Source organism: Rothia nasimurium (genome assembly GCF_035916755.1).
Taxonomy (GTDB): domain Bacteria; phylum Actinomycetota; class Actinomycetes; order Actinomycetales; family Micrococcaceae; genus Rothia.
This window is the reverse complement of sequence record NZ_JAYWIX010000003.1, coordinates 189,355-209,750: the sequence shown is the minus strand read 5'-3', so window position 1 is coordinate 209,750 and position 20,396 is coordinate 189,355. Positions and strand designations below refer to the sequence as shown.

At 57.7% G+C, this 20,396-nt stretch carries 18 protein-coding genes, 3 tRNA genes and 1 other RNA gene; 12 read left to right on the top strand and 10 right to left on the bottom strand.

The genetic code is table 11. The features are described 5' to 3' along the window. Positions 1 to 253: 253 nt before the first annotated feature. A complete protein-coding gene (gene aceE, locus VSX42_RS04655) occupies positions 254 to 2,995 on the bottom strand; it encodes a pyruvate dehydrogenase (acetyl-transferring), homodimeric type (protein WP_326503181.1) in 2,742 nt (913 codons plus the stop codon). Between the two features lie 380 nt (positions 2,996 to 3,375). Between aceE and VSX42_RS04650 the strand changes: the two genes are divergently transcribed. From VSX42_RS04650 to VSX42_RS04625, 6 genes are all read left to right on the top strand, one after another. Further along, the gene (locus VSX42_RS04650) at positions 3,376 to 3,792 is read left to right on the top strand and encodes a DUF3052 domain-containing protein (RefSeq protein WP_418950767.1); all 417 of its coding nucleotides are present in this window, start codon (positions 3,376 to 3,378) and stop codon (positions 3,790 to 3,792) included. A gap of 263 nt (positions 3,793 to 4,055) precedes the next feature. Continuing rightward, positions 4,056 to 4,128: transfer RNA gene (locus VSX42_RS04645), tRNA-Val, on the top strand. A gap of 188 nt (positions 4,129 to 4,316) precedes the next feature. Next, positions 4,317 to 4,988: a hypothetical protein gene (locus VSX42_RS04640; protein WP_326503180.1), complete on the top strand. Its 672-nt coding sequence runs from the start codon at positions 4,317 to 4,319 to the stop codon at positions 4,986 to 4,988. 128 nt (positions 4,989 to 5,116) lie between these two features. After that, complete coding sequence (locus VSX42_RS04635; protein WP_326503179.1) at positions 5,117 to 5,302, top strand: hypothetical protein; 186 nt, start codon at positions 5,117 to 5,119, stop codon at positions 5,300 to 5,302. A 104-nt stretch (positions 5,303 to 5,406) separates the two neighbouring features. After that, positions 5,407 to 6,885, top strand: a complete 1,479-nt coding sequence (gndA, locus tag VSX42_RS04630; protein WP_326503178.1) for an NADP-dependent phosphogluconate dehydrogenase — start codon at positions 5,407 to 5,409, stop codon at positions 6,883 to 6,885. A gap of 96 nt (positions 6,886 to 6,981) precedes the next feature. Continuing rightward, entirely contained in the window at positions 6,982 to 7,839 is an 858-nt protein-coding gene (locus tag VSX42_RS04625; RefSeq protein WP_326503177.1) for a glycosyltransferase family 2 protein, read from the top strand. A 33-nt stretch (positions 7,840 to 7,872) separates the two neighbouring features. On the opposite strand, the gene epsC is transcribed toward VSX42_RS04625, so the two are convergent. The 3 genes from epsC to msrA form a co-directional block, all read right to left on the bottom strand. Continuing rightward, positions 7,873 to 8,457, bottom strand: coding sequence for a serine O-acetyltransferase EpsC (epsC, locus tag VSX42_RS04620; RefSeq protein ID WP_326503176.1), 585 nt, complete (start codon positions 8,455 to 8,457; stop codon positions 7,873 to 7,875). A gap of 205 nt (positions 8,458 to 8,662) precedes the next feature. After that, positions 8,663 to 9,589: a cysteine synthase A gene (cysK, locus tag VSX42_RS04615; RefSeq protein ID WP_418950769.1), complete on the bottom strand. Its 927-nt coding sequence runs from the start codon at positions 9,587 to 9,589 to the stop codon at positions 8,663 to 8,665. A 76-nt stretch (positions 9,590 to 9,665) separates the two neighbouring features. Beyond that, on the bottom strand, positions 9,666 to 10,190 hold the full coding sequence (msrA, locus tag VSX42_RS04610) for a peptide-methionine (S)-S-oxide reductase MsrA (protein ID WP_326503174.1): 525 nt from the start codon (positions 10,188 to 10,190) through the stop codon (positions 9,666 to 9,668). A 64-nt stretch (positions 10,191 to 10,254) separates the two neighbouring features. Here msrA and VSX42_RS04605 point away from each other — a divergent pair, with 64 nt between their 5' ends. Further along, the gene (locus tag VSX42_RS04605) at positions 10,255 to 11,151 is read left to right on the top strand and encodes a Nif3-like dinuclear metal center hexameric protein (protein WP_326503173.1); all 897 of its coding nucleotides are present in this window, start codon (positions 10,255 to 10,257) and stop codon (positions 11,149 to 11,151) included. Positions 11,152 to 11,156: 5 nt separating this feature from the next. Here the strand turns inward: VSX42_RS04605 and VSX42_RS04600 are convergent, their stop codons facing one another. Beyond that, positions 11,157 to 11,924 carry a peroxide stress protein YaaA gene (locus VSX42_RS04600; RefSeq protein ID WP_326503172.1) on the bottom strand — a complete coding sequence of 256 codons (768 nt, stop codon included), beginning with the start codon at positions 11,922 to 11,924 and terminating at the stop codon, positions 11,157 to 11,159. Between the two features lie 32 nt (positions 11,925 to 11,956). On the opposite strand from VSX42_RS04600, the gene rnpB reads away from it, so the two are divergent. Continuing rightward, positions 11,957 to 12,314: RNase P RNA component class A (gene rnpB, locus VSX42_RS04595), an RNA gene on the top strand. A 165-nt stretch (positions 12,315 to 12,479) separates the two neighbouring features. On the opposite strand, the gene def is transcribed toward rnpB, so the two are convergent. The 3 genes from def to orn all read right to left on the bottom strand — a co-directional run bounded on the left by def (position 12,480) and on the right by orn (position 14,015). Then, on the bottom strand, positions 12,480 to 13,058 hold the full coding sequence (gene def, locus VSX42_RS04590) for a peptide deformylase (protein WP_326503171.1): 579 nt from the start codon (positions 13,056 to 13,058) through the stop codon (positions 12,480 to 12,482). A gap of 71 nt (positions 13,059 to 13,129) precedes the next feature. Next, positions 13,130 to 13,202, bottom strand: a tRNA-His gene (locus VSX42_RS04585). 186 nt (positions 13,203 to 13,388) lie between these two features. After that, on the bottom strand, positions 13,389 to 14,015 hold the full coding sequence (gene orn, locus VSX42_RS04580; RefSeq protein ID WP_326503170.1) for an oligoribonuclease: 627 nt from the start codon (positions 14,013 to 14,015) through the stop codon (positions 13,389 to 13,391). Positions 14,016 to 14,144: 129 nt separating this feature from the next. Between orn and mptB the strand changes: the two genes are divergently transcribed. After that, positions 14,145 to 15,719, top strand: a complete 1,575-nt coding sequence (gene mptB / locus VSX42_RS04575) for a polyprenol phosphomannose-dependent alpha 1,6 mannosyltransferase MptB (protein ID WP_326503169.1) — start codon at positions 14,145 to 14,147, stop codon at positions 15,717 to 15,719. 113 nt (positions 15,720 to 15,832) lie between these two features. Then, positions 15,833 to 15,905, top strand: a tRNA-Arg gene (locus VSX42_RS04570). Positions 15,906 to 17,583: 1,678 nt separating this feature from the next. Here the strand turns inward: VSX42_RS04570 and VSX42_RS04565 are convergent. Then, positions 17,584 to 18,732: a site-specific integrase gene (locus VSX42_RS04565; RefSeq protein WP_326503168.1), complete on the bottom strand. Its 1,149-nt coding sequence runs from the start codon at positions 18,730 to 18,732 to the stop codon at positions 17,584 to 17,586. Between the two features lie 27 nt (positions 18,733 to 18,759). Continuing rightward, entirely contained in the window at positions 18,760 to 19,461 is a 702-nt protein-coding gene (locus VSX42_RS04560) for a helix-turn-helix transcriptional regulator (protein WP_326503167.1), read from the bottom strand. A 149-nt stretch (positions 19,462 to 19,610) separates the two neighbouring features. On the opposite strand from VSX42_RS04560, the gene VSX42_RS04555 reads away from it, so the two are divergent. Together VSX42_RS04555 and VSX42_RS04550 are read left to right on the top strand one after the other, a co-directional pair. Continuing rightward, the gene (locus VSX42_RS04555) at positions 19,611 to 19,853 is read left to right on the top strand and encodes a helix-turn-helix domain-containing protein (protein ID WP_326503166.1); all 243 of its coding nucleotides are present in this window, start codon (positions 19,611 to 19,613) and stop codon (positions 19,851 to 19,853) included. A gap of 132 nt (positions 19,854 to 19,985) precedes the next feature. Beyond that, positions 19,986 to 20,306, top strand: coding sequence for a helix-turn-helix domain-containing protein (locus tag VSX42_RS04550; protein WP_326503165.1), 321 nt, complete (start codon positions 19,986 to 19,988; stop codon positions 20,304 to 20,306). Positions 20,307 to 20,396 lie beyond the last annotated feature (90 nt).

The following is a 20,396-nucleotide window of genomic DNA, read 5'->3' as shown; positions in this document are numbered from 1 at the left end:
GTTTCTAGCGCTTTGTTCAAATAACTATCCTACTCCTGTTAGCAGGCCAGCTGGGACGGCACAGCTGTGCAATCTCAAAAGCCAAGAAAACTCACAGCTAAGGGCCTCGGCCCAAGAAAGCTAGAGGGTAAGACAGGCTAGACCAAAGACTGCCCAGAACAAAAGCGGCCCCCACGATGCTCGTGGGGACCGCCCTTACACTCAGCGCGAATCTAGGACTCGCCGTGAGCTAGGAACTGATCAGCACAGGGGCTTAGGCGTCGCCACCGGCGGTACCTGAGGTGCCTGCATTGATGTTGTTCAGGTCGTACTTCTCGAAGGCCTTAGCAGGTGCGTCAGCGGGGACTTCGCCTCGCTTAGCCAGCATCTGCAGGGTACGGACAACGATGGACTCGGCGTCGATCTTGAAGAAGCGGCGGGCACCTGCGCGGGTGTCTGAGAAGCCGAAACCGTCTGCGCCCAGGGTTGCGAATTCGTTGGGAACGAACTGGCGGATGCCGTCCATCAGGTCGGTCTGATAGTCAGACACGGCGACGATGGGGCCGGTTGCACCTTCAAGCTGCTGGGCAACGAAGGGGGTGCGGGGGGTAGCGGACGGGTTAGTCAGCAGTTCGCGCTCGGCGGCAAGGCCGTCGCGGCGCAGGTTGGTCCATGAGGTAACTGACCAGACGTCTGCTGAGACGCCCCAGTCCTCGGCCAGGATCTGCTGTGCCTTTTCAGCCCAGGGAACTGCAACGCCTGAGGCCAGAAGCTGGGCGCGGGGGCCGTCATTCTTTGCCTCGTGCAGGCGGTAGATACCGCCGAGCAGGCCGTCAACGTCAAGGTTCTCGGGTTCAGCGGGATGCTGAATGGGCTCGTTGTAGACGGTGATGTAGTACATGACGTTGTGGTCTTCGTCCTTGTCACCGTACATGTGCTCGATACCGCGCTTGACGATGTGGCCGATTTCGTAACCGTAGGCAGGGTCGTAGTGGATCACTGCGGGGTTGGTGCCGGCCAGAATCGGTGAGTGTCCGTCTGCGTGCTGCAGGCCTTCACCGGTAAGGGTGGTGCGGCCGGCAGTTGCGCCCATAATGAAGCCGCGGGTCAGCTGGTCAGCTGCTGCCCAGAAGGCATCGCCGGTGCGCTGGAAGCCGAACATCGAGTAGAAGATGTAGACGGGAATCATGGGTTCGCCGTGGGTGTCGTAGGAGGAACCTACGGCGGTGAAGGCAGCGGTACCGCCAGCCTCGTTGATGCCTACGTGAATAATCTTGCCCTCGGGTGATTCCTTGTAGGCCAGCATGAGTTCACGGTCAACAGCCAGGTAGTTCTGGCCATTGGGGTTGTAAATCTTGGCGGTGGGGAAGTAGGAGTCCATACCGAAGGTGCGGGCCTCATCGGGGATGATGGGCACGATGCGGTGGCCGAAGTCCTTCTCACGCATGAGGTCCTTGAGCAGACGCACGAAGGTCATGGTGGTAGCAGCCATCTGCTTACCGGTGCCCTTGAATGCACCCTTGTAGGCCTTGTCTGAGGGCAGGGTAATCTTGGGCTGGACGTTCTTGCGGGAGGGGACGAAGCCGCCCAGTTCCTCACGGCGGGCCATGAGGTACTTGTACTCTTCGGAGTCCTTACCGGGGTGGTAGTAGGGCGGGTTGTAGAGGTCCTTCTCCAGCTCTTCGTCAGAGATAGGGATGCGCAGGTGGTCGCGGAACTGCTTCAGGTCTTCCATCGACAGCTTCTTCATCTGGTGGGTGGCGTTGCGGGCCTCGAAGGAGGCGCCCAGGCCATAACCCTTAACAGACTGAGCAAGAACGACGGTGGGCTGACCCTTATGCTCAACAGCTGCCTTAAAGGCTGAGTAAACCTTGTGGTAGTCGTGAGCGCCGCGCTTCATGGCCCAGATTTCGTCGTCGGTCATGTCCGCAACGAGTTCCTTGGTCTCAGGGGTCTGGCCGAAGAAGTGCTCGCGGATGAAGCCGCCGGACTCAGCCTTGTAGGTCTGGTAGTCACCGTCGCGGGTTTCGTTCATGATGCGGACGAGCTCGCCGGACTTATCCTTCTCGAGCAGGGAATCCCATTCACGGCCCCAGAGGACCTTGATGACGTTCCAGCCTGCGCCGCGGAAGAAGGCTTCAAGTTCCTGAACGATCTTGCCATTACCGCGAACGGGGCCGTCCAGGCGCTGCAGGTTGCAGTTGACCACGAAGGTCAGGTTATCGAGCTTGTCGTTGGCAGCCAGCTGCAGGGCACCGCGTGACTCGGGCTCGTCCATTTCACCGTCACCCAGGAAGGCCCAGACATGCTGGTCTGAAGTGTCCTTGATGCCGCGGTTGTGCAGGTACTTGTTGAACTGTGCCTGGTGGATGGCGTTCAGGGGACCAAGGCCCATTGAAACTGTGGGGAACTGCCAGAAGTCAGGCAGGTTACGGGGATGGGGGTAGGAGGGCAGGTGGGTGCCCTGCTTGGTCTTTTCCTGGCGGAAGCCGTCGAGCTGCTCTTCGGTGATGCGGCCTTCGAGGAAGGCACGGGCGTAGTTGCCGGGGGATGAGTGGCCCTGGAAGAAAATCTGGTCGCCGCCACCGGGGTGGTTGCGGCCGCGGAAGAAGTGGTTGAAACCTACTTCGTAGAGGGTAGCTACACCCGCGTAGGAGGAGATATGGCCGCCTACGCTAATGGTGGCCTTCTGGGCACGCTGAACCATCATGGCAGCGTTCCAGCGCAGCATCGCGCGGTAGCGGCGTTCAATCTGCTCGTCGCCGGGGTATTCGGGTTCCTGGTCGACAGGAATAGTGTTGACGTAGTCAGTGGTGGTCACCATGGGTACGGTGATCGACTTCTGGCCTGCGCGCTGCATGAGTGAGCGCACGATGAACTGTGCACGTTCGGTGCCGTGAGCTTCAACCAGGTCGTCGAAAGACTCAATCCACTCGCTGGTCTCTTCGGGATCAATGTCGGTGAAGCTGTTGGTCAGTGCACTCAAAACGTGATCGTTCGTTTCTGAGGGTCCCACTAGTCAACCTCTCTTTGTTGTAGGGGTATATGTTCACCTGTGGCAGCGTATGCGCCCGGTGAGCCTTGGGTGTATGTCTCGCGCTGCCGGTGGCCAGGCGCTAAGACAACTTCTCTTCTATGTTGTCACAAATTGCCGGTTTTAAGGTTGTGGTTTCAAGGGTTTGGGGGTGTGAATTAGCCGTCACTTGCCCCTTCTTCTTCTGAGGGTGAAATTAGCTGACCTGTTTTGGTCGTGTTCTGTTGATTTGGGGCCTTGAAGCGTGTTCAGTAGGAACTATGAGCATGCCTGAGTTCGCTCAGCAAAGAGGGCGGACACGGGTGTGCAGGGTCTGCGGTATGGCAGCCCGTCACTTTCTTATGATTCTTTGGAGGACATACGTGAGCGCCACCGGTGCTACTAAAGAGACTGTTGGTCAGAAGCTGGGCCTGCCCGCTGGCAGCCTGATGCAGGAGTTTGGCTACGATGAGGACGTCGACTTCGACCTGCGCGATGCCCTAGAGGATTTTCTGGGTACGGAGCTACTAGATGAAGACGATCAGGAAGTTGTCGACGGCATCTTGCTGTGGTGGCGTGCTGAGGACGGCGATCTGGTTGACGGACTCATGGATGTACTAGCAACTCTCGATGATGGGGGAGTTGTATGGCTTCTGACTCCAAAAAATGGTCGTGAAGGGCATATCCCACCGGTGGAGATTCAAGAAGCTGCCCCGCTGGCGGGTCTGCATGTGACTACATCTGAGTCTCTCGCTCAAGACTGGGCTGCTTTCCGCCTAGTGATGAAGCAGGGGAAATAGGCGTAAGGGTCTTCTGTCTGGTTAGACAGGGGGCCCTTTTTGGTAGGTTCTAGCCCGAAAGAAGGTGGTGCAGAAAAAAGTTAATAATTTTTTTGAGAAAAATATAACCCCATGTCAAAAAGGTATTTTCTGGTGTTTGTCTGCTTGAAATAGTCAGAAAATGAGCCCTTTTTGTGCTTCAAAGGGGGCTTTCGATTTGCGCGACTGTTTTGACCTGCGTAGAGTATTACATGTCGCCGCGAGAGATAACGCGGAAGAGACAAGGGTCTTTAGCTCAGCTGGTAGAGCGCCACGTTTACACCGTGGATGTCATCGGTTCGATCCCGGTAGGACCCACAAATAAGCCCCACACTTCGGTGTGGGGCTTTTTGTATTCCACCACTTTTGTGGTCAGGTTGGGGAGGGTTGTGGGCCTATGTGTGGGCGTCTAACAAGGGTAAATGTAGTGCTCGCAGGAAGCACTCATAGGTAAACTAAAAACTTCAGTTTGACTCACGCACATACTTTTAGAGGGGAAACCTATCTTGACTACCTCACGTCGTACCCTGCTCCAAGGGACCGCCTGGGCGGCCCCGGCCGTCCTAGCAACCGCTGCAATCCCTGCTTATGCGTCTTCAACTCCGTCCACGAGCGTCATTGCTCAAGGGTCAGCGGACTCCTTTGGCTTCCAGAGTGTGGACTCAACTGACCTGGTGAACTTCACAGGTCAGACCGCCCAGTCACCCATGACCGATGGCTCAACCGGCTTCCGTCTTTACCAGACCAGCGGTACCGATACCACCGCCGTCCTCACAGCCCTGACCTACTATGTGCTGATTCCTCGTAATGCTGCCTACGAAATCGATTCAGTCAACATTAATTATGGGCCTGCTGCGACCGTTTGGGACCCGATGGCTTCTTCAGCTCAAGGCACCGTTGCTCTCACCAACGGTAATGTGCTCTCCTCTGCAGATTATCTGATCTATGCGGCAACCTATAACGCAGGTGCAACCACCGTTACTGTAGGGTCTGAAACCACCTCCCAGGCCGTTTTGGGCACCGATATCGCAACCAATATTTCAGGCCGCTTCACCTCGCCTGACGGTGCCATGCTGGCAAACGAGATCGTAGGTTTATACACCGGTTATGTAGCTACCTACACCGTTGACGGAAGCTCGGTCACCGCAACTACTGTCCAGGCTGCAACGAAAGTATAAGCAAGTCAGGCACATGTCCGTAGCAGGTAAGTGAGAGGGGTGAGACTTTTGGGTCTTGCCCCTTTTGCTTGTTTCAGAAATGCTAGACTGGGGCTCTGCCTCCCCGCTTGAGAGATAGGCCAACGACAGTGAATAGAAACTTTAAACCACGAAACTTCACCGCGGTCTTTTTGTCGGTCATCTGGCTGCTCATATCAATCTTCTTTATCACTCAGGGGGCCATGGTGACCCTCTGGTCGATTTTCGCTTGTGTAGCCCTGGTCATCGGTGTCGCTGCTGTGTGGGTGCTCTTCACCGACACCTATGACTCCTAACAAAGACCAGCGCACACCACTGCAAGCCTCCCAGAATGTGAGAGTTTGCTTCATCTCACCCGGCCTTGAAGCATAAATAGAGCAGACCAGCGTAGGCTTAAGGCATGACTGAAAATAATACTGCTCGTAAGGCACAAATTGGTGTAACCGGCCTGGCCGTCATGGGTGCAAACCTGGCCCGCAACCTGGCCCGTAACGGCTACACCGTAGCCCTGCACAACCGTTCCGTTGAAAAAACCGACGCCCTGCTCGAAGCCCACGGCGATGAGGGCGACTTCATCCGCACCGAGACCCTGCAGGAACTGGTTGACTCTCTTGAAGCCCCCCGCCGCATCCTGATTATGGTGAAGGCCGGTGGCCCCGTTGACGCCGTCATTGAGCAGCTTGAACCCCTGCTCGATGAAGGTGACGTCATCATCGACGGCGGCAACTCCCACTTCCCCGACACCATCCGCCGCGAGCGTGCCCTGGCCGAAAAGGGCCTGCACTTCGTCGGTATCGGCGTCTCCGGTGGCGAAGAAGGCGCCCTCAACGGCCCCTCCATCATGCCTGGCGGCTCCGCTAAGTCCTACGAATCCCTCGGCCCCCTGCTCGAAAAAATCTCTGCTAAGGCCCCCAACGGCGACCCCTGCTGCGCCTGGATTTCAACCGATGGCGCTGGTCACTTCGTCAAGATGGTCCACAACGGCATCGAATACGCTGACATGCAGGTAATCGGTGAAGCCTACGATCTGCTGCGCACCGTTGCAGGTCTAGAACCCACTGCCCAGGCAGAAATCTTCAAGCAGTGGAACACCACCGAACTCAACTCCTACCTCATCGAAATCACCGCTGAGGTTCTGGCCCAGGTTGACGCCAAGACCGGCAAGCCCCTAGTCGACGTTATTGTTGATGAGGCAGGCCAGAAGGGCACCGGTCGCTGGACTGTACAGGCCGCCCTTGACCTGGGTGCCCCCGTATCCGGTATCGCAGAGTCAGTTTTCGCCCGTGCCCTCTCATCTAGCAACGCTGACGCTCGCAAGCAGGCCCAGGAAGAGCTACCCGCAGGCCTGATCGCAACCACCGCCGTTGCTAATGGTGACGAAGAGTTTATTGAGGACGTCCGCAAGGCCCTGTTTGCCTCCAAACTGGTTTCCTACGCCCAGGGTCTCGATATGCTGGCTAAAGCCGGAGATGAGTATGGCTGGGACCTCAAGCTTGACGTTATTGCAGGTCTTTGGCGCGCAGGCTGCATCATCCGTGCAGAACTGCTGGGCGAAATCATGAACGCCTACAAGGACGAAACCCCCGCCAACATGCTGCTGGCCCCCGGCTTCAAAAAGCTCATGGAAGAACTCGTTCCCTCCTGGCGTCGTGTGGTTGCTAAGGCAACCGCCGAGGGCGTACCCGTCCCCGTCTTTGCGTCCTCTTTGAGCTACTACGACGGTCTGCGCCGCAAGCGCCTGCCCGCTGCCCTGATTCAGGGTCAGCGTGACTTCTTCGGCGCCCACACCTATGGTCGTATCGACTCCGAGGGCATGTGGCATACCGAGTGGAGCGGCAACCGCAGCGAAATCAACGCTGAGGGCTCCCACACCCACTAGGCTCTATACCTATACCTACCATTAATAGACTCTGTGCCCTGACGCTTCATAGCTCAGGGCGCAGAGTCTACTACCTGGAAGAGAAAAAGGATTTGAATGTCGTTACGTTCAAAGTTAAAGACAGCGCTCATCAGCGACCAGGGGAATAAACTCACTACATTTAGTTATGGCCTGGTTGTAGGGGCTATCGTAAAATATTACAGCCTTACTGCCCGCTATGCTCTTCGTAAAGAGACTCCCATCAGTTCGGATTTTAACGAGAATGTGACCTTTGCGGTAAAGACTTTCTTACGCCCTAAAACCATGAACCGTTGCCTTTCCGGCATTCGACAGACAACGTTTACCGGGCGCGTAGTTGTAGCTGATGATTCTGAAAAGCACTGGTCAACTAGAGACCCTGCGGTTGAGGTCGTAAAGTTGCCCTTTAACGTGGGTATCTCACGAGGCCGAAATGCGGCCCTGGAGCAGGTCAACACCAAGTATGTTCTATTTACCGATGACGATACTGTCCATACTCGTGCGAGCAACTGGCAGAAAGCTTATGATTATTTAGAAGCCCACCCTGATGTGGATGCAGTCGCCTGCACCCTGATTGAGGTTCCCACCTTCCGTACCCATATTTACGGTTCAAAAGCGGATACCCTGTACGCTAAATCAGCTGACCCCGTATACGAACCCGGGCAGCTGGTTCATGGGCTTCCTTTCCGGCTAATGACCTCCAATGACTTCTTAGCACGCACTGAGTCAATTCGTTCTATTGGGGGCTGGGACGACGAGCTTAGGCTTAACGAACACAGAGATTTTTTCTCTCGTGCCAGCGGAAAGCTCGTATTTGTTCAAGACCCCGAAGTCTTAGCTTTCCACGCTCGTACCCCCTGGAATAAGAAATACCAGAAGTATCGTCACGACAACGTCGTATCTCGAAGTTTAATCACCCAAAAATGGGGAGAATAAAAAAATCCCAGCCTGCATGGCTGGGATCTTTTATTAGATCCACATGGTGGGGTCAACATACTCGACGGCGTCGACCAGGGGTTTTTTGTTCTCGGGGGTGCGCGGACGCGAGCGGGCGGGAATGCCGGTAATGATGGAGTCCTCGGGGTGGTCGTGTACGACCACCGAGTTACCGCCGATAGCTGAGTCAGCTCCAATCAGCACCGGGCCTAGAACCTTGGCACCGGCACCGATGGTCACACGGTCACCGATGGTGGGGTGGCGCTTACCCTTCTCAAGGGAACGTCCGCCCAGAGTCACCCCGTGGTAAATCATGACATCGTCACCGATTTCGGTGGTTTCACCGATCACCACGCCCATGCCATGGTCGATAAAGAAGCGACGGCCAATGGTGGCACCGGGGTGAATCTCAACCCCCGTCATGAAGCGGGCAAACTGGCTGAGGGTACGGGCCAGTGTTCGGGTAGACTCCCGCTGCCAGAGCTTATGGGCTAGCCTATGAGCCCAGATGGCGTGCATACCTGAGTAGTTAATCATGATTTCCGTATCACCGCGGGCGGCAGGATCATGTGCTTTGACGGTGTCTAAGTCTTCACGCAGGCGCGCTCGGAAACTCATGCTTCTCCTCAAGATCTAGGAAGGGGAGCGCGGTTGGCGCTCTTGCTGAACTCTACAACAGTCATGGCTAGAACGATATTCCGTCTCACCTCAAAACATTTATGACAAGTTGAGGGCGGGCGTCCGCGCAGGCTTCTGCCTGTAGAGACGCAAGCACCCCGCTGCCAACCAGCGGGGTGCCAGAGATTATCACAGGGCTGAATGCTTAGCCGCGGATATCTTCGTAGAGCAGGGTGGAGATGTAGCGCTCACCGAAGTCGGGAACGACAGCGACAATCAGCTTGCCGGCGTTCTCGCTCTTCTTAGCTTCTTCCAGGGCGGCCCAGACGGCTGCACCGGAGGAGATGCCGCCCAGGATGCCCTCTTCGGCGCCCAGCTTACGGGCGGTAGCAACGGCGTCGTCGATAGCAACGTCGGTGACGGCATCGTAGATGTCGCGGTTGAGGGTATCGGGTACGAAGTTAGCGCCCAGGCCCTGAATCTTGTGGGGGCCAGCCTTGCCCTCGGTCAGAAGGGGGGAGTCCTTGGGCTCGACCGCAACAACCTTGATATTAGGGTTCTGCTCCTTGAGGTACTTGCCGGTACCGGAGATGGTGCCGCCGGTGCCAATACCAGCAACGAAGATGTCTACCTTACCCTCGGTTGCTTCCCAGACCTCGGGGCCGGTGGTGTTGTAGTGAATCTCGGGGTTAGCTTCGTTGGAGAACTGGGAGGCCAGAATAGCGTTCTCGGTGGAAGCGACGATTTCCTTTGCCTTCTCAACGGCACCGCGCATGCCCTCAGAACCGGGGGTCAGCACAATCTCAGCACCGTAGGCGCGCAGCATGACGCGACGCTCGTTGCTCATGGTTTCGGGCATGGTCAGAATGACCTTGTAGCCGCGGGCAGCACCCACCATGGCCAGGGCGATACCGGTGTTGCCTGAGGTACCTTCGACGATGGTGCCACCGGGCTTGAGGGCGCCAGACTTCTCAGCGGCGTCGATGATAGCTACACCGATACGGTCCTTGACGGAGTTGGCGGGGTTGTAGAATTCCAGCTTGACTGCGACGTTGCCGGGCAGGTCAGCGTCCAGACGGTTGAGGCGGACGATGGGGGTGCGGCCGACAACTTCGGTGATATTGTTGTACATCTTTGACACGGGTGCACCTTTCAGGTGGAAGAGATGAATGGTTCGCCCTCTAGTTTACGAAACAAAGGGGGAGAGCTTAACTTCTAAGAAACCTGGCGTAATGTTGCCTAGTCTTAGCCAGCTTGGGGTTGATGACGGCCATGCAGTACCCCTGGTAGGGGTTAAGGGCGTAGTAGTTCTGGTGGTAGTCCTCCGCCTCATAGAAAGTGCCCAGGGGTTCTACCACCGTCACTATGGGCTGGTCCCACAGCTGTGAGGCCCGCTGAATGGCTGCCTCGAAGAGAGCCTTTTGCTCCTCGTTCTCGTAGTAGAGGGCCGAGCGGTACTGGGGGCCGACGTCCGCCCCCTGCCTATCCCAGCTGGTGGGGTCGTGCGAGGTAAAGAAAATATCGAGCACGGTTTCGGCGGGAATGACGGTCTCGTCAAACTCCACCTTGACTACCTCAACGTGGCCGGTGGTACCCGAACACACCTCGCGGTAGGTGGGGTTCTCAAGGTGCCCACCGGTGTAGCCGCTGATACTGGCGGTAATTCCTTCAAACTGACGATATACGGCGTCGATGCACCAGAAGCACCCGCCACCTACAACAAAACTTTGCATACTTCGGGTAACCGTAGGTTCCCCGGTCTTATTCCCGCCCCGGCGTTCATGACAGAATAGGGGCATGACTGAACTTTCAACCCCCACCCTGGACGATGTAACCCGGGCCTTCCACGAAATTTTCCCGCCCTCTCTTGCCGAGAAATGGGACGCTGCTGGTCTAGTGGTTGGGCGCGCTGACGCACCCGTCACCACCGTTGGTTTTGCGGTGGACATCACCGTGGCAACTGCCCGTGAGGCCGCAGAAAAAGGCGCGGGCCTGCTCATTACCCACCACCCTCTGCTGCTGCGCGGGGCGTCCTTCCTGCCCGATACCGACTATAAGGGCGAAATCGTGCACACCCTCATTGAGGCTAGTTGCGGCCTGCTTGGGGCTCACACCAACGTGGACTCGGCCCCGCACGGCACCAACGAGGTCTTCATGAGCAAGCTGGGCATCGCCGACACCGAGATCCTGGCCGAGGAAGAGGCCGTACAGATTGAGGGGGCGGACGTTCGCGTCGGCATCGGGCGCGTTGGCAGTCTGCCTGCTCCCGTCACCCTCAAGGAACTGGCCGAAAAAATTGCTGACTTCCTGCCGGCAACCGCCGGTGGCCTGCGTATCGCAGGCCGGCCCGATCAGAAGGTTCAAAAAATTGCCCTCTGCACCGGAGCGGGCGATTCCCTCTTTGGCGACGCTCGCGCATCGGGTGCGGACGTCTATATCACCGCTGACCTGCGCCACCACCCGGCCTCAGAAGCCCGCGAGCAGGCCCTCATCAGCGGCGGCACCCCGGCCCTAATCGACTGCTCCCACTACGCCAGCGAATGGCTCTGGATGGACGGGGCAGCCCGACTGCTCGCCGATAAGCTAGAGGGCCAGGGCTTTACTATCGACACCTACGTCTCGACCCTCAACACCGACCCCTGGGACTTCACCGTCTCCACCGGGCAGGTAACGGGCTCAGCCTCCACCCGCTAGATGCTCTACTCCCTCACCAGAAGAGTCAGGGTACCCGGCTTCTTCCCGGTGGGGGAGAGCAGCTCCACCTCAAAACCAGGGGCAAGCGCCTCGGCCAGCTCACCGGCGTCCTCAATCTCAGTCAGATTTTGCTGCACCAGGTAGCGGCCCAACAGGCCGCGGTAGTGCTTAGCCATATGCGAGACCACCTTGCGGCTCCCATCAGCCGCCACCCTCTCCACCCGAACCAGCAGATGGTGCTGCGGGGCGGGCGTCCACGCCTTCGCGTAAGCAGCAGAGCGGACATCCACCACAAGCTCGTCCCCGGCTAACTCATCCAAGGGGCGCTTGAGCTCGCCCTTCCAAAACTTAGCCAGATCCCCGATCTCACCCAGCTTCGTGCCCATCGACAGCCGGTAGGCCGGAATCATATCGGTAAGACCCACCGCACCCCAGGCCGCAGATATCACCACAACAGCCCTATCAGCCCGCTTCCGCGCGTCCGCCCCCAAAGCGCCGTACCCAAAAGCCTCAAACAAAACCCCCGAATACACCTCGGACGCAGGCGCCGCAGGCTCCGACCACAACAGAGTATTCCGCTCCACCTCGGCCAGCAAGGACGGGCCAACTTTCAACAGCTGCCCCGCATCGGGCAAACCGCTCACCCGCACCAACTCATCCACCACAGTTTCACGCGCCCCCGTCAACTCAGGAGCCAACAAGTCACCCAACTCAACCCCGGAGCCAGATGTGGCAGGAGTCTTACCCTCAGACGGCGGAAACAAAATCAACATACCCACCAGTGTAGTAAAGTAGAACCCCAGAACGGGACGCCCAGGCAATCGCGCAGCGCACAATCGCTTCGAGGAAAGTCCGGGCTCCACAGCACAGGGTGGTCGATAACGTCGACTCAGGGTAACCTGCAGGCCAGTGCCACAGAAAACAAACCGCCCCACCACGGGGTAAGGGTGAAAAGGTGAGGTAAAAGCTCACCAGTACCGCAGGCGACTGCGGTAGCTCGGTAAACCCCACCCGGAGCAAGGCCAAACAGGGCGCGCTAGTAACCAGTGCGGTGAAGCGCCCGGGTAGGCTGCTTGAACCCGTCGGCAACGACGGGTCTAGATGGATGATTGCCGCCTGCCTTTGGGTAGGTACAGAACCCGGCTTATCGGGCGTCCCGTTCTCTCAACAGGCTTTGCTCTAGTTGGCGCTTTCGGCCTTCCAGACGCGCCTTGCCGACAGCCGCTCTTGCTGGCTCGCAGAGCTCGCTCAGCAATTCACCGCCAGCCCCGATCCACGTCGGCATTCGGCGCGTCTTTCCAGGCCTCAGCTCGATTCCGTCCCGTTCTTTACTCCCCATGACCAAAGGGGTCGGGGTCTACGCCCGGCATCCAGGTGTTACCTTCGGCAGTCCAGCCCTCAGCTTTCACAACCTTCTTGTACTTCTTGCTGTACTTGGCATTCAAGCGATTCACGTAGAGCTTGCCATCCAAGTGGTCAGTCTCGTGCTGCATGACGCGGGCAAACCAGCCGGTAGCCTCAAACTTCAGTGGATTACCGTCACCGTCGAACCCGTTCACAGTGACCCAGTCAGCGCGCTTGAGCGGGAAAGAATAGCCGGGGAAGGACAGGCAGCCCTCAACTTCATCGTAGGGGTCGGGATCAGCCGTTGAAATCTTGCCCAGAGTCAGAACCGGGTTGACCACTACACCCAACGGGGGCACACCGTCCTCATTCTCAAACTTGTAGGTGAACAGGCGCAGACCCACACCCACCTGGGGGGCAGCCAGGCCCACACCGTTCGAGACCTCCTGGGTCTCGTACATATCGTCGATCAGCTTGCGCAGCTCATCATCAAAGGACGTCACCGGAGCAGCCGGGTGGTGCAGAACCGGGTTACCGTGAATAACAATGGGCAAAACAGTCATGACATAACCTCTCACGCAGGGTAAATAAAAAGGGCCGCTACGATAAAAACCGTAGCGACCCTTCTACTCGGGGTGATCGACGGGGGTTGAACCCGCGACCTCCTGGACCACAACCAGGCGCTCTGCCAACTGAGCTACGACCACCATGTGTTCAAAACAGAACCGCTTTTCATTGGCTTGTTTTGGCAACGGATACTAGCTTACACGCAGTTTTGATTCCCCGCAAATCGAAAATGAGGTAATGCGGGGTGACTGTGCTCACGAACTTTCGGGGCTGGGAGCCCGGCGGGCGCTGCCCGGCAGCTGGCGGCGCCCGCACCGCCTGAACTCCTAAGCAGGATTAATCTGCTGGCGGGTTGCCGCAACCTCCTGGGCAACCTTCTGGGCGGCTGCGCTATCGGGCCCGGGGGAGGGTACAAAAACCGTGCCGCGGTAGTAGCGCAGCTCGTCGATAGAATCCTGGATATCGCCTAGTGCCCGGTGGTTGCCGGTCTTGGCAGGGGCGTTATAGGTGGCCTTCTCAAACCAGCGGCGGGAAAGCTCCTTGATGGTAGATACGTCAATTACGCGATAGTGAAGGTAATCCACGAGCTCGGGCATATCTCGCACCAAAAAAGTCTTATCGGTGCCCACAGAATTACCACCCAGCACAGCCTTGCGCGGCTCGGGAACCCACTGCTTCACATAATCCAGCACCAGCTGCTGGGCCTCAGCCATAGTGATACCCTGCTCCAGGTCATCCAGCAGACCAGAGACCGTGTGCATGTTGCGCACAAAATCATCCATCTGCTCAAGGGCCTCAGGCTCGGGTTTAATGACGACATCTACCCCGTCACCCAAAATGTTGAGATCCCCGTCAGTCACCAGTGCGGCGACCTCAATCAGGGCGTCCTTCTCAAGAGAGAGGCCGGTCATCTCACAATCAATCCATACGATACGTTCATTTGAAATAGACACAGAACCAATCTACCCCCTTTGGCCCCTAACCCACAGCAGATTTTCAGAGAGCAGAGCGCCGCACACGCCCAGTGGGCTAGGGGTAACCGGGTAAAATCAGGTGTACTCTTCCGCCCGGCCAGGAGGACCATGAGCCCCAGAACAGCGCAAACCCATACCGCCAGCATCCCGGTGCACCGGTATAACCCCAAGACAGCCCACTATGTCTCGGGTAGTCCCCTGCGAACCCTCATCTTTGGAACCATCGGTTCTCTACTGGTGATGTTCGCATCCTTCGGTGTGGGGTGGCTGGCGGACGCTTCGCCCTTCCGCCGGGTGGACTGGATTATCCCGCTACGCTACACGACACCAGGGCTAGTGACCTGCATCGCCCTACTCGTTGTGGGGTCGATGATGCTCTGCCGCGAATGGTTGCGCATGGTGCAGAAACTGCTCGTCTGGGACCAGCGTGCAAAACGCTGGGCAACCGCAGCCATTATTTGCTGGATGCTACCCCAGCTGTTTGCCTTCCCCCTCTACAGCCGTGACGTCTTCTCCTACTTTGCCCAGGGGCGCGTCATGACCTCAGGGCTTAACCCCTACGAGTACGGGGTATCTTCCGTCAATAACTTCTTCCAGTACGGTGCCGACCAGATGTGGTCCGAATCGGCTCCGCCCTACGGCCCCGTCTTCCTGCTCATCGAAAAATGGGTAGCCCAAATCGCCGGTGATTCCGTAGATACCGCCCTCTATCTCTTTAGACTGGTTGCCCTCATCGGAGTGGGTCTTATTGCCTACTACGTGCCTAAACTGGCGAGCCTCCACGGTATCAATGGCATACGAGCTAACTGGCTGGTGCTGGCCAACCCCCTCTTTATCGCCGCCTTCATCACTTCTTCCCATAATGATGCCTTGATGACCGGCCTGGTGTTGGCAGGCGTCTACCACTCGGCGGCCCGCCGCGATACCGTGGGTGGCCTACTGGGAATTACCCTGGTGACCGCGGCCGTAGCGGTCAAGCCTATTGCCCTAGTTGCCCTACCCTTCATCGGGCTTTTCTGGGCCGGTAGGGGAGCCAGCTGGCCCCGCCGCTTTATTTTCTGGGCCATGACCCTGGCTATCTCCATGGCAGAGCTCTGGGTACTTGGGGCCGTGACCGGCCTGGGCTTTGGCTGGATTGGGGCCCTGGCTACCACCGGTGGTCAGTACATCTGGTTCACTCCCATCGGCTTCCTGGGGCTGCAAATCAACCAGATTCTGGTATCTATCACCGGCGATAACGCCCTAGCGAACTCGGTGCGCGACACCTTCTTCTCCCTGGGCAAGCTAGCAGGCATGATTATGGCCGTGGTTGTCATGTTTGTTGGCAAGGACGAAAACCTCATCCGCCGCACAGGCCTGGCTCTAGCTATGGTTGTGGTTTTTTCACCCATGCTGCAGTCATGGTATCTGCTCTGGTTCATCCCGTTGTTTGTGGTGGCCGGTGTGCGCACCGACTGGCAGCTGGACTTCTACTTCCTGACCACCATGTTCTTTGTGATCTACGGGGTCTCAGACCAGCTTGCTGTCTCACCCTACCTCGATAACTTCGACCAGAACATGGGCCGCCTTATCGCAGCTGTACTCAGCCTTGCCTACGCCTTCTGGTTGGTCTTCTTCGACCCGGCAACCCGCCGAGTGCTCCGCCGTGGCCAACGATCCTCCCTCTACGAAGTCAGTATCTAGCCTGCAGATGAGAGCGGGAGCCTTGCTCATCTCTTGGTCGGGGGTTCGACTACCGCCGCCTGGGGTGCTGAGATGACTTTTAGCCGAGGAATCGATAGTATAAACAGCGGCTAGCCTCAGTAGCTCAGTGGATAGAGCAGGAGCCTTCTAATCTCTTGGTCGGGGGTTCGACTCCCTCCTGGGGCGCTCGCTAAAAAAACCCCGTTTATCCTAGTCAAACCAGGAATAAACGGGGTTTTTCACACCCCAAAAACACCCCATCAGCAACATTTCCGCAACATTTTGTAGGTAACACCCGGTAAACACCGGGAACAATCGCCACCCAAAAACCACCCCCAACACCCCAAAAAACCACCACCAAAAACACCCACCGCGCTCGCCTCTGAATGCCCAGCAGCAGAAAGGGGCAGCAGGGCCAGGGGAGCGGGCATGTAGGACGCCGCCGGGCCAGCAGCAGGGGATAGGCAGCAAAAACCCCGGTAGAGCATTGCTGCAACTACCGGGGCACCCTTTGAGCTACTACCTACCAGATTAGAGAGGCTACCCCGCCCGACGTCATGGGCATACGACGAGCGGGGCCACTGACCTAGCAGACCGGCCAACATGAGCACATGACCGGCGGCCGCTCCCACCTTAACACTCTCGCGCCGCCGGGTGTAGGTCAGCTCGCGCCTATACGCGCTAGGCTGGCCGCCTAAGCCCTGCCAGCACTCCCAGGTAGTAGATGTACTACGATAGCCAGCCCAGGGCGGCATAGAGCCAGCTAGAGGGCTGGTAAGTGCGCGAGCGCCTAGAAGAATCTCAAGCGCACCCCTGTTGAGGGTATGGGGCAGGGTGGCGGGGGAGACGGCAAAGGCCCCGGCTGCGCGTGTGGTGCGGTAGCCAGGGCCTTAGACCAGGTATGACCAATGATGTTCCCGTCGGTTTCAGTTCCAGCAGCGGGCAGCCCCCCAATGGGCAAATGAGGGCCGCCCGCGAAAGAAAACCCGGCTCGCGGGGGAGAGTAGAGCCCGCGAGCACGTCACCACCTTAACACTCTCGCGCCGCCGGGTGCGGGTCAGTATGTGCCCACACGCGCTAGGCTGGCCGCCTAAGCCCTGCCAGCGCTCCCGGGTAGTAGATGTACTGCGATAGCCAGCCCAGGGCGGCACAGGGCCAGCTAGGGCGGTGGCTGGTGTGGAGAGAGGTGGGGGTTTCGATGGGTGCGCGGGGCTTGGTCTTTAGCATGGCTGTGTGTATTTGTGGTTGCCCCGTGTTTGGTGCGTTTTTCCTCACCTGTAGAGTTGATGTTTCCGCATGTGAGGGCATGGTCTGTGCCTACCCCCCCCCGTGGGGGGTCCCCCGGGGGGTGTTTGGGCCCACTCCCGCTACGTTCTGGCTCTCTGGCTGTGTACGAGTCTGGGGGAAGTGAAAACAACCCCATAAGGTTGCTAAATTGGTACGTACCAGGGGTGGCCGCCGTCGATACCTCCGCCGGGTGCCCCTGAGTGAGTAAGAGGCCGGGCCGGTGGCGCGGGCAATGCCCCCACCGGCCCCGGTAGCCATTCCAACGGCCGCATGTAGGCAAGACGCCGCACCAAAAAGGCCGCAACCACCAACAGAGCCCGCGAACGCACCTAGAACCAAAGAGGGTAAGTGTTTCAATGACCCCCTTTGAGCCTTGGAGCACCCGGGCACGCCCAAAACCGACAAACCGTAGGTTTTCAAGGGCCACCAGCAGAGCCCGGCGGAACGAAAAACATACATCGGGGGCAGCCACGGCAAAGAGGACGCCCCCACCTCTCACCAGCAGCCAGCAAAGCCCGCGAGCGCACCCAAAACCGGCAAACCGCCGGTTCTCAAGGGCCAGCAGCAGAGACCAGCGTTAGGCAATATCCGGCACAACTACCAGACGCGCCCCGCTCTTCGATACCGATTCATCAAGAGCGCTCGCCACACCGTCTAAGTCCCCATCAAACAGGTCTGCATAGCGGTCTAGGGTCATGGCCGCGCTCTGGTGCCCCAACATGCGCTGCACCGCCTTGACGTGAGCACCAGAGGCCACCGCGAATGATGCAGCCGAATGCCTCAAATCGTGCGGGGTAATATGCTCTAGCTCTGCCTTTCTCACAGCGGTGATAAACCACCCATCACGCGAATGCGGCCGCTTCAAGGTGCCCCCATCTGGCTCAGTAAAGACAGAGGCGCTCGCTAGCTTCGATTTACACATAGCCCTTAGATGGGGCTCAAGAAAGGACGGGAACGGTACAGAGCGGGCCTTGCCGTTCTTAGGGGTGGTTATATCTACCTGGCCGCCCTGCACTACCACTAGGTTGCGCTCGATAGATAGACGCCGCCGCTCAAAGTTCACATGCTTGACCTGCAACCCGGCCGCCTCACCCCACCGAATACCCGTATAGGCCAAAGTCAGCACCAACTCAGGCCGCCCAGACAGCCCAGCCAGCTTGAACACATCATCGTGCGAGAGGTACACGTTAGGCTTGCGGCCCTTGCGCGGTAAGTCCACGCCCCTAGCAGGGTTCACCAAAATAAGCCGGTCAGTAACAGCATTCTCAAGAATGCCCGCTAGCACCTCATGGGCACGAATAACGGACGTCGCACCCAACGGCTTGCGCTGAGAGAGGCTAGAGCCGGTCAGCATCTCAGCTACCCATGCCTGAACATCAGATTTGCGAACGTCCTTGACGGCAACCTCACCCCACACCGGCCTAACATGGTTGCGCCACGCCGATTCAAGAGGCTGGTAAGCCGATACTTTCAGCAGCGCCTTTTTACGTCGTAACCACCCCTCAGAGAGCACGTGAACCGGAATGGCCCCATCTGAGGGGTTCACGTACTCACCCTTAGCCTTGCTCACCTCGACGGACGCGGCGAACAGTTCGGCCTCTCGCTTGGTCTTGAAACCTGACTTGCTGGTTTGCTTGCCGTCCGGGCGGCGGTACACGACACGGTAGCGGGTGCGCTCGCGAGCGCTTGAGCCGGTGTTTAGTTCGTAGGGTTTTATGGTTGCCATTGCCGTGTTGCCCTCCCGGTCATGGTCTTAGGGTGTGGGGTCTGAATTGTTTTTCTGCGTTGCATAGTCATGTGCCCTAATGACTCCGCTCAATAAATCACGTGTTTCCTTGATGTCGTGATACGTGGGGAATGCAGCAGATGTATCTACGTTTACGCCGGTCAGCTTGGCTATTTCCCGCGCTTTCGATTCTTCCCATTGTTCAGTTTGGCGCGGGGCATTGGGGGTGTATAAATCTGCGTCGCCGTAATCATTGTCAAAGGCGTTGAATACCACGGCTGCGATATTGCAGCTTGTGTACATATCAGCAAATGAAGTGAGTGTATCGTCTGAGACCTCTTGCGGCTGTGGGGTGGTGAGCCTTCTTGCTGCATCAAGGAAAACGGCGCCCCTCGTTTTGTTGAAGTCCTTCAGGGCCTGTATCGCGCTCTCGTATGACTTCCAAAGAATATCTATAGACCTCCTCAGCTCTCTTTCTGTTGTGAAAAGTGAAGATTCAGAAGCAACGGCCTCTAGGGGGGTGTCTAGCACTTCTGCAAGGTCTACAGCCTCAGTGAGCTTTAGCGAGCGCTCGCCGCTTTCGATGGCTGAGACGGTTGTTTGTAGCCAGCTATGCCCACGTTCTGACATGGCTTTCGCTAACTCTGTTTGTGAAAGTTCCCCTCGAAGTCGGGTGATGTTTGTGCCTATCGCTTTATTTCGGGCTTTGTTTCGGGTCTTGGTGTCCATGCGTTAAGGGTACGTGATTTTTGCTTACACAAACCCTACTGGAAGTCTATATTTGTTTATTGCATTGACACTCCAACCGATAAAAGGATATTCTATTTTTGGTTAGAAAACTCAACCAATAAACGGTTGGATATGGAGGTATTGGCGCAATGCCTGTTGTAGAGCGCTACTACAGCACCAACGAACTAGCAGCACAGCTAGACATCAAGCCCGCCACCCTCGCCCAATGGCGACACAGAGGCAAGGGCCCGGCCACCACCCGCATAAACGGCGCTGTTCGATACTCAGCAACCGCCGTGAACGAATGGATAGCCGCCCAAAACGAGCCAGCAGAGACCCCCGGCACCGCCCAGCAGCAGAACACCGGGCAGCTAGTGGGCTCCCGTGCATAAGCCCAGAACACCCGCGCTCGCGGGCAACAGATTTGAGCCAGCGCCGTTCAGTTTGCAGACAGGCGGCACCGGCTTGGATAAGGCCCCCACGTTGGGGGCACAGCAGAACCTAGAGAGAGGTATCTAGAAGCCATGCCTGTTCAACGACTGCCAGAAACCCGCCCGCGACTAGGTATCTACGGGTACGGGAAACAGCGCAAGGCCGACGCGGTAGAAGCTGCTGATATTCGGCTCTATACCCCCAAAGAGGTGCAAGACCTCACCGGCGTACCCGTGAACACCCTAGCCAACTGGCGAACCCTACAAAAAGGCATTCCCTACGTGAAAATGGGCTCGTCTGTGCGGTACGAACATTCAGCTATCGCCGCCTACATTGCAGGGCACCGCATCACACCAGAAGAAACGGCCGTGTATGAGGGCCGGAACTACGGGGGTCTACGCCTTGTCAGCTAGACCAGCACCCACCGGCCGGGGCAGACGTCGAAACTCAAAACCGCCCAATCGGAGGTTTTGGCCAGTACCCGGCGGCCGGGACATAAGCCT